Source organism: Candidatus Omnitrophota bacterium (assembly GCA_040755155.1).
GTDB lineage: Bacteria > Hinthialibacterota > Hinthialibacteria > Hinthialibacterales > Hinthialibacteraceae > JBFMBP01.
On record JBFMBP010000051.1, the window covers coordinates 1 to 9,649 of the forward strand.

Genomic DNA, 9,649 nt, shown 5'->3' on the forward strand with positions numbered 1-9,649 from the left:
GATTTATTCCGCCATATTTAATTAGACAAAAATCGGGGTTGGTGTAAATAACCTAGTAAAAATATCCATCAAGATACGAACAAACTCCCCCAACAGTCCAATTAATTAGGGCTTATAAATCCTTGAATCTTGGGAGAGGAATTAATAAAGCAACAAATTCTTCATAAGTGAACAAAATAATCACAAATTCGATTCGCGCCGGTACCATTCGATGGTTTCCGCCATGCCGTCTTCGAAGGAAACCGTCGGTTCGTAGCCGAGCAGGATCTTCGCCTTATCGATGGATGCGCATGAGTGCTGGATGTCGCCGAGGCGCGGCGGCGCGAATTGCGGTTGAATGTTCGTTCCCAACAGGCGATTGATCGTATCCACGATTTCCAACAGGCTATGGCTTTCGCCGCAGGCGGCGTTGATCACCTCGCCCGGCGCTTTTTCCGCCGTAAGCGCCAGCCGGTTAGCGTGGATGACGTTGCGGATGAAGGTGAAATCGCGGGTGATCGAGCCGTCGCCGAAAATCGTAGGCTGCTTACCTTGCAGCATCAGCGGAATGAAAATCGCCATTACTCCCGTATAGGCGGAACGCGGATTTTGGCGAGGGCCGAAGACGTTAAAATAACGCAGGCAGACGGTTTCGAAACCGTAGGTTTTATAAAAGGACTGGCAATAATTTTCCCCCGCCAGTTTGGCGACGCCGTAGGGCGAAAGGGGCCGCGTGGGCAAATTCTCGTCCTTACGCAATGTCTCCGCATCACCGTAAGCGGAAGAAGAAGCGGCGTAGAGCAGCCTTTTAACGCCCGCCTCCTTAGCCGCCCATAACGTATTCAGCGTCCCTGTTGCGTTCGATTCGTGGCTCTCGACGGGATTTTCCACCGAGCGCGGCACCGAAGGCAGCGCCGCCTGGTGCAAGACGTACTCGGCGCCTTCCATCGCGCGGCGCACGTCGTCCAGATGGCGCAAATCGCATTCGAACAGGCGGATCCGCTCCGCAAAGGGCTTGAGATTTTCGCGCAATCCCGTGGAAAAATTATCCACGACGGCGACTTCATGGCCTTCCGACAATAGATGCTCGACCAGATGCGAGCCGATAAATCCGGCGCCTCCCGTAACGACAAACCTCGCCATGCTTTCTTCCTTCTATTCAGGGATTTCTCGTAATAACGATTCGTTTCCAGAAAAGGAAACATTGTTCTTCACTCTAACGAAACCCTTTAAAAAAGCAATATACGCAGCGCCGCCGAAAACGGAAGCGATTATCTCATTAAACGGAATAGGCGGAAAAACCGATTCCAATCCAATCCTCCCAACATCGATCTATTCTCCGTCAATATCAATTTAGGATTCTTATCCTGCGTTGTCCCCGCCGTATCTTTCTCGTAGAAAACAATGGAGGCGTCTCCTTTCAAAGCAAAACCCAACGCCGTTACTTCTTGCGCATACTCGGCGTTAAACGACGCGGAAATATTTACGGCGCCGCTAATGGGAAACTGCGCGATTAACGCTCCCATTTCCGTTGATCCTTCTCCCCCCACAGCTTGCCAGGAAGCCGATGAATAATTGCGAAAATTCCAGGTTGCGTAGGTTCCTTCAGGAGGCGGATTATACGCCGCTCCGGGATCGTCCCAACGGAATTCCTTGAATTGATAAAGGTAAAGCGTTCCGCTGGAAATATATTGTTTGCACGTCAACAGCAATTCCACTTTATATTTTCCCGCTGGAACCGTTAAGCCGCTGAATTTCAACAAGGCTTTTTTATAGTTCGTATTCACGCATAGCAGATTGCCTTCGCATTGATTGCGATCGTAGATATCAAGGACAATTTCTTGAGAATTGGAATAATCGTACGCTCCAACCTGGTAGACATAAACCTTCGGCGCCGCATGGGCCAAATGAATCAGGGACAAAAAAAGGATAAGAAATGGCCATCGTAGTTTATAATTGTTCATAATGATCTCCTGGATAGCGATATGAAAAGAGAACGAACCTGCGAAATTCCGCTTGACGGCGTCTCTATAAATAAGGAAGAAAATGCAATTTTCTTGTTTTAATAAAAAATCAAACCTATAGTGAATGCAAAATTGAATATTCGGTGACATTGATCCATGACGAAAATCTATACAAAAACCGGCGACGATGGATATACGTCTCTTCTTGGCGGGAAGCGAATCGCCAAGGATTCGCTGCGAATCGAAGCCTACGGAACGATAGACGAATTGAACGCCTTCATTGGTTTCGCTATTTCCCAGGATGCGTCCAAAGATATCCAGCCTCTTCTAGAAGCCATCCAACGCCATCTATTTCGGATTGGCGCTATTCTCGCTTCGGACAATGAGCTGGAAAAAGAAAAAAGAGGATTGTTGTTTCCCCTCGATCATTCCGAGTATCTCGAACAACAAATCGACTTCTTATCCGAATCTCTGCCCCCTTTACGGCATTTCATTCTGCCCGGCGGTTCTCCCGCAGCGTGCGCCTTGCATGCCGCCCGCACCGTCTGCCGCCGGGCGGAACGGCGGGCGTTTGCGTTACATCAATCGGAACCTATGGATAAAGCCGTTTTGATTTACCTCAACCGTTTGTCGGATTTGCTTTTCGTCATGGCTCGATATCAAAATGCAAAAGACGGCGTGGAAGAGATAATTTGGAATGATGAATGATGAATGATGAATGATGAATGATGAATGATGAATGATGAATGATGAATGATGAATGATGAATGATGAATATGGGATTATTAGATCATGTTACGCAGCGAGTACTTTCATGCCATCGGAAAAATTGTTCAAAAGAGGCGTTGAGGCTTCTTTATGTTCCGTTATTGAATCACGAAATCATGAAAAGGCTCGAATTTCACGAAATATTCGAATCCCGATATCTCGGATTCTATTGGATATTGCGGAAAATCTCGTTCGCAACGCAATTCCTTGCGCTAACCGTTTTTCTTTTCTTTTTTTCGAGTTTTTCTTTTTCATTTCGAGTCTTCGTGATTCAAACGACGACGGTAAGTGATTCCTTTAATTTTCTATTGCACATAACATGAACGGCGAATATGGAAGAATTGAGACAGATGAAGGAATCCAAAAACATCCGAGAAATCCGCAATTCGAAAATTTCGCAAATCGAATATGATCGCTAAACGCCCTCTCGCCGTTTCTCAAAAGGGGTTCTTGCTTCTATAATTTACTTTCGATCGCTATGGAGGAGAGAGGAAAAGATCATGGTCCGCGAAGAGATGACGCGCCGCGAATTCGTAACCGCCTCGACGGCGGGAGCGGGCGCGTTTGCGCTGGGAGCCGTCTTTGTACCTCCCGCCGCCTTTGGCGCCAACGACCGCTTGCGGCTGGGAATCGTCGGCGCGGGAATCCGGGGACAGGCGCTCATGAAATGGGCGCATAAATTGGAAGATTCGCACAACGTACAATGGACGGCGGTTTGCGATATCTGGACGCAGCGCCGCCATGCCGCCGCCAAAAAGATCGAAAGTTGGAACCAAAAACCGGCGGCTCAATACCGAACCCTCGATGACCTTTGCGCTCAAGAGGATACGGACGCCGTTCTCATCGCCACCGCCGATTTCCAACACCCCTATCACGCCGCCAAAGCCGTGCTGGCGGGCAAAGACATCTATGTGGAAAAACCCTTTGGCTGCGATTTCGATCAAATCAAGAAAGCCTGGCAAATTATTAAAGCCAGCGGCTGCGTGGCGCAGATGGGAACGCAAAGCCGGGGACGCGGCGTCTATTTCGGCGCGAGGGATTTCATCCAAAGCGGCGGCTTGGGGCGCGTTACCTACGCCGAGATATCCGATTGCGCCTTTCAACAATATTGGCGCATCAAGGACTGCGAATCGTCCATCAAGCCGGAGGATACGGACTGGCGGGAATTTCTCGCCTATCTCGATCCCGAAGAATATCATTGGAATCCGCGCCATTACCGCGAATTCCGCCTTTTCTGGCCTTTCTCCAGCGGCTGTTTCTGCCAATGGATGAGCCATCGCATCGACCTCGTCAACCTGGCGCTCGATTCCATCCCCCGATGCGCCGTCGCCTTGGGCGGCGTTTATCTCTGGCAAGACGGACGCACCAATCCCGATACGGTTCAATGCCTCTTGGAATATCCCGGCGGTACAATGGCGGCCTATCACATGCGCATGGGCAACAAAGCCAACTCGCGCGGGATCTACTTGTACGGAACCCACGGCATGGTCGATTTGCAAACGGGAACCGTCAGTTCCAGCGGCGGCGAAGGCGCGGTGCTCTGCGAAAATCCCGGCGCTTCCACTCCAGAATTCCACATCGATAAAAGCAAACTCATCCCGGAGAAAACTCTCTTCCCTTCCCCGCCCGATGTGGATCATCTAGGCGATTTCTTCGATTGCGTCCGCCGCCGCCGCCAGCCCCGCGCCGATGTGGACGCGGGCTACGCCCACGCCACGGCGACAATCATGGCGAATATGGCCTACCGCACCGGACGCCGCATCGAATACGACGCGGAAAAAATGGAGCTGCGCCCTGAATCTATCGCCTAAGAGGCCTATTTACGCTTAATCCCCCTTCATAACCAGTTATAATCACCCTTATGACATTGCGTCCAGATTGGGATTGGCGAATCGTATGAACGTTTTTACTCCAACTTGCACTATAGAATCGAAGCGGCGCCTACGCATCAGCGTTCAAGGCGCCGTGCAGGGAGTGGGTTTCCGTCCCTTTCTCTATCGCTTGGCTCATGAATTGGAATTGAAGGGTTGGACGGTCAATTCGCCTCAAGGACTCGTCGCCGAAGTGGAGGGCTATCCGCAAACATTGGCGATTTTTTTGCAACGCCTGCAAGAAGAAAAACCCAGCCGCGCCGTCATCCAAACGCTGGTAACAACGGAACTCGAACCGGCGGGCTATCAAGAATTCGCTATCCGCGCCAGTGAAGAGACCGGCGGCAAAACCACTCTACTACTGCCCGACATCGCGACATGCCCCGATTGTTTGCTCGAGATTTTCGATCCCAATGATCGGCGTTATCTCTATCCCTTCACTAACTGCACTAACTGCGGCCCCCGCTTTACGATTATCCGCGATCTGCCCTACGACCGCCACCATACGGCAATGTCAGCATTCTCCCAATGCCCACAATGTCAGGCGGAATACGATGATCCCCGCGACCGCCGCTTCCACGCCCAGCCCAACGCCTGTCCCGTTTGCGGGCCGCAAGTGGAATTATGGAACAAAGCGGGAACCGTTCTCCAACGCCGTCAGGACGCCATGCTGGCGGCGGCGCAAGCGATTCGCGACGGACGAATCGCCGCCGTGAAAGGCGTCGGCGGCTTTCATCTCATTACCGACGCCCGCAGCGAATCCGCTGTAGGGCGGTTGCGCCAACGCAAGCGCCGGGTTGAAAAACCGCTGGCGGTTATGTTTCCCTCGCTGGAGGCGATTCGCGAAGTTTGTTTCGTTTCCGATCAAGAAAAAACTCTATTGTTATCGCCGGAAGCGCCCATCGTTCTTTTGCGCCGCTGTCCAGGCGATAACTTCATCGCGCCATCCGTTGCGCCCCGCAATCCCTATCTCGGCTGTATGCTGCCTTATACGCCCCTGCATCATATCCTGCTGCGGGAATTGGGATTTCCCATCGTCGCTACCAGCGGCAATCTTTCCGAAGAGCCGATCTGCATCGACGAACGCGAAGCCCTCGCGCGGTTGGCGGGCATCGCCGATCTCTATCTCGTCCACAATCGCCCCATTCTGCGCCACGCCGACGATTCCGTAACACACATCGCCGCTGGAGAGGAATTGCTGTTGCGCCGGGCGCGCGGATATGCGCCATTGCCTTATCGTAGCGATTTCGATATGCCCTCGATGCTGGCTGTAGGCGGCCATTTGAAAAACACCGCCGCCCTCAGTCAGGGACGCAATGTTTTCATCAGCCAGCATATCGGCGATTTGGACAATCAACCTTCCTACGATGCTTTTTTGGAAGTGATTGCGGGATTAAAGAAGATGTACGGCATTACATTGGAACTAGCCGCCTGCGATCTGCATCCCGATTATCTTTCTACGCAATACGCCCAGAAAACGGGCTTGCCGTTGATCCCCATCCAGCATCATTTCGCCCACGCCGTTTCCTGCATGGCCGAGAATCGTCTTCAAGGGCCAGTTCTGGCGATTTCGTGGGATGGAACGGGATACGGAACCGACGGGACGATTTGGGGCGGCGAGTTTCTGACGGCGACGCTGTCCGACTTCCAACGCGCCGCACATTTCCGTTATTTCCCGCTGCCTTCGGGAGAAAAAGCGCTCAAGGAACCGCGCCGCGCCGCTTTGGGTTTGTTGTTTGAAATGATGGGAGACAAAGCGTTTTTATTGACGAATTCGCCCGCGCTGAAATCGTTTTCGGAGGAAGAAATCCGCATCTTGCGAACGCTGCTGGAAAAAGGAATCCATGCGCCCCACACGTGCAGCGCCGGACGCCTATTCGACGCCGTTTCGTCTCTTATTGGGTTGCGTCAAATCGTCTCCTTCGAGGGACAAGGGGCGATGGAGTTGGAATTCGCCATCGGCGATGCGGCGAGCGAAGAATTTTATCCTTATACAATTGTAAATAAATCTGCCGCTCCGATGGTCGTCGATTGGGAACCAATGGCGCAAGCCATAATCACCGAGGTTGAACAAAATCGTTCCACGGCTTCAATTTCTATAAAATTTCATAATACGCTGGTGGAAATTATCGTCGCCATCGCTCGTCGAATTCAGTATAAACAAATCGTATTGACGGGAGGCTGCTTCCAAAACCGCTATCTTATGGAACGCGCCGTCCAGCGCCTGCAAGCCGAAGGCTTCGAACCCTATCGGCATAGGCGCATCCCGCCCAACGATGGCGGCCTCTCTCTCGGACAAGCAGTCGCCGCCTATCATAGGAGCCGAAACCAATGTGTTTAGGAATACCCGGAAAAATCGTCAGCGTTACGGATGGCGAAGACATCTACCGCATGGGAACGATCGATTTCAGCGGCGTGCGCAAAGAAATATCGTTGGCTTATGTCCCCGAAGCCCAAGTTGGCGATTACGTCGTCGTTCACGCCGGATTCGCCATTAGCGTTGTGGATGAAGAAGAAGCCAACCAAGTATTCGAGTATCTAAAAGAGATGGAAGAACTAGCCTCCGGATCGGATACCGTTTCATGAAATTCGTCGACGAATACCGCGATCCAGCCGCCGCCCGCCATTTCGTCCGGGCCATCAAATCCACTCTGACGCGCCCGCGCTCCATCATGGAAATCTGCGGCGGCCAGACGCACGCCATCGTCAAATTCGGCCTTGACCAGCTGCTGCCCTCAAGCCTAACGTTAGTGCATGGGCCGGGGTGTCCCGTTTGCGTTACGCCAGTGGAAATGATTAACAAGGCCATCGAAATCGCCTTGCAACCCGATGCGATTCTCTGCTCGTTCGGGGATATGCTGCGGGTGCCGGGCAGCCAGCGCGATCTCTTTTCCGTCAAGGCGCAAGGCGGCGATGCGCGCATCGTTTATTCGCCGCTGGATGCGCTCAAAATCGCCCGCGCTAATCCCAACAAGCAAGTGGTTTTCTTCGCCGTCGGCTTCGAAACCACCGCTCCCAACAATGCCATGGCCGTCTATCAAGCCAAACGGGAAAACTTGGAAAATTTCTCGCTATTGGTTGCGCACGTTTGCGTCCCTCCCGCGATGGAAGCGATTCTTTCCTCGCTGGACAACCAAGTGGAAGGTTTTCTCGCCGCCGGTCACGTCTGCGCCGTCATGGGCTATCGGGAATACGAACCGATCGCGCAAAAATATCATACGCCCATCGTCGTTACCGGCTTCGAGCCGCTGGACATCCTCCAAGGCATCGCCCTCTGCATCAAACAATTGGAAGAAGGACGCGCCGAGGTGGAAAATCCATACGTCCGCGCCGTGCGCCCCGATGGCAACCTGGCGGCGAAAAAAATCCTCGCGCAAGTCTTCTGCCCCGGCCCGCGCGTCTGGCGCGGCATCGGCGAAATTCCCGATAGCGGCCTGCATTTAACGGAAGAGTATTCTTTCTTCGACGCGGAAATGCGCTTCGGTCTGGCGGAAGCGCTGCGCGCGAACGCCGCTTCCGAGTGCATCAGCGGATCGATTCTGCGCGGAATAAAAAAGCCGCACGAATGCCCCGCCTTCGGCGTGCGCTGTACGCCGGAGCAGCCGCTCGGCGCGCCGATGGTCTCTAACGAAGGCGCCTGCGCCGCCTATTATCGCTACCGCCGCCATGCTACAAAAGGGAATTGATCTCTTATGTTACATAATCAATATTCCCTCGCCCTCTGGGAGAGGGTTAGGGTGAGGGGTTTTAAGTCTAACCATATCAACCCTCACCTAACCTCTCCCAATCTTGGGAGAGGGATTTGAAAAGCAACATTCAACGCAGTTTTGGTATTAATCATTTAAGGTAAACTTCATAATGGATAATTTCGTTTTTTCTTCCTCCTGCCCGCTGCCCATCCAGAGATATTCCCATATCACCCTGGCGCATGGCGGCGGCGGGACGTTGATGCGCAGTTTGATCGATTCGGTGATTCTTCCCGCTTTCGGCGATAAAAATTTGGATCAACTGCACGATTCGGCGGTTATGCAATTTCCTCAAGGACGCCTCGCCTTCACGACGGATTCCTACGTCGTCCATCCGCTCTTCTTCCCCGGCGGAGATATTGGTTCCCTGGCCGTGCATGGAACCGTCAACGATCTGGCTATGAGCGGCGCCCAGCCTTTATGGCTCAGCGTAGGATTTATTTTGGAAGAAGGTCTGCCATTGGAGACGCTGCAACGGATCGTCCACTCCATGCGCCGGGCGGCGGACCAAACGGGAACGGCCATCGTTACCGGCGATACGAAAGTCGTAGATAAAGGCAAAGGCGACGGCGTCTTCATCAACACGGCGGGCATCGGCGTCATCGAACACGCTCTCGAAATCAATCCTCAACAAGTCAAAGTTGGTGACGCCGTACTCATCAATGGCGACATTGGCCGCCACGGCATCGCCGTCATGGCCGCGCGCGAAGGCTTGGAATTCGAAAGCGGCATCAAGAGCGATTCCGCTCCCCTAGCGGATTTGGTGATGGCTCTAATCGCTGGCGGCGTCGAGATTCACTGCCTGCGCGACCTTACGCGCGGCGGCCTGGCATCGGCGCTGAACGAAATCGCTCACGCCTCTCAAACCATGATCGCCATCGACGAACGCGCCATCCCCGTCTGCGATAACGTCAAAGGCGCGTGCGAAATGCTGGGCTTCGATCCGCTGTACGTCGCCAATGAAGGACGCTTCGCCGCCTTCGTCGCGCCGAAAGACAAAGAAAAGGCGTTCTCCATTCTTTCTTCCCATCCGCTGGGCGCAGGCGCTTCCATCATAGGCGAAGTCAAAACGGGAGCGCCCGCCGTCGTAATGAAGAGCCAACTCGGCGCCATGCGAATCGTCGATCTATTGAGCGGCGAACAATTGCCGCGAATCTGTTAAATAATCTCCTAAAAGATTTATAATAAAAAAAACTTGAATCGCTCACTGACGGGCAATTCACTGTATTGGAAAGAATTCATTCATGATTAAATGGCTGCGTTTCATTATCATCATAGCAATTATAGGCCTATTGGCCTTGGCTTATATCAATTATAAGCC

At 52.7% G+C, this 9,649-nt stretch carries 8 protein-coding genes; 6 read left to right on the plus strand and 2 right to left on the minus strand.

Annotated features, from left to right (window positions below; translation table 11 throughout):
- Nucleotides 1–180: 180 nt before the first annotated feature.
- Nucleotides 181–1,122 (minus strand): SDR family oxidoreductase, encoded by a 942-nt coding sequence (locus AB1656_06165; GenBank protein ID MEW6234953.1) that lies wholly within the window; start codon nt 1,120–1,122, stop codon nt 181–183.
- 128 nt (nt 1,123–1,250) lie between these two features.
- Nucleotides 1,251–1,943 carry a hypothetical protein gene (locus AB1656_06170; protein MEW6234954.1) on the minus strand — a complete coding sequence of 231 codons (693 nt, stop codon included), beginning with the start codon at nt 1,941–1,943 and terminating at the stop codon, nt 1,251–1,253.
- Between the two features lie 156 nt (nt 1,944–2,099).
- Here AB1656_06170 and AB1656_06175 point away from each other — a divergent pair, with 156 nt between their 5' ends.
- From AB1656_06175 to hypE, 6 genes are all read left to right on the plus strand, one after another.
- Entirely contained in the window at nt 2,100–2,651 is a 552-nt protein-coding gene (locus tag AB1656_06175) for a cob(I)yrinic acid a,c-diamide adenosyltransferase (protein ID MEW6234955.1), read from the plus strand.
- A 560-nt stretch (nt 2,652–3,211) separates the two neighbouring features.
- Complete coding sequence (locus AB1656_06180) at nt 3,212–4,522, plus strand: Gfo/Idh/MocA family oxidoreductase (GenBank protein ID MEW6234956.1); 1,311 nt, start codon at nt 3,212–3,214, stop codon at nt 4,520–4,522.
- An 85-nt stretch (nt 4,523–4,607) separates the two neighbouring features.
- Nucleotides 4,608–6,923 (plus strand): carbamoyltransferase HypF, encoded by a 2,316-nt coding sequence (hypF, locus tag AB1656_06185; protein ID MEW6234957.1) that lies wholly within the window; start codon nt 4,608–4,610, stop codon nt 6,921–6,923.
- Nucleotides 6,914–7,168 carry a HypC/HybG/HupF family hydrogenase formation chaperone gene (locus AB1656_06190; GenBank protein ID MEW6234958.1) on the plus strand — a complete coding sequence of 85 codons (255 nt, stop codon included), beginning with the start codon at nt 6,914–6,916 and terminating at the stop codon, nt 7,166–7,168. Before hypF ends, AB1656_06190 begins: the two co-directional genes overlap by 10 nt.
- Nucleotides 7,165–8,268 carry a hydrogenase formation protein HypD gene (gene hypD, locus AB1656_06195; GenBank protein ID MEW6234959.1) on the plus strand — a complete coding sequence of 368 codons (1,104 nt, stop codon included), beginning with the start codon at nt 7,165–7,167 and terminating at the stop codon, nt 8,266–8,268. The genes AB1656_06190 and hypD overlap by 4 nt, the downstream gene beginning before the upstream one ends.
- 172 nt (nt 8,269–8,440) lie before the next feature.
- A complete protein-coding gene (hypE, locus tag AB1656_06200) occupies nt 8,441–9,490 on the plus strand; it encodes a hydrogenase expression/formation protein HypE (protein MEW6234960.1) in 1,050 nt (349 codons plus the stop codon).
- Nucleotides 9,491–9,649: the final 159 nt, after the last annotated feature.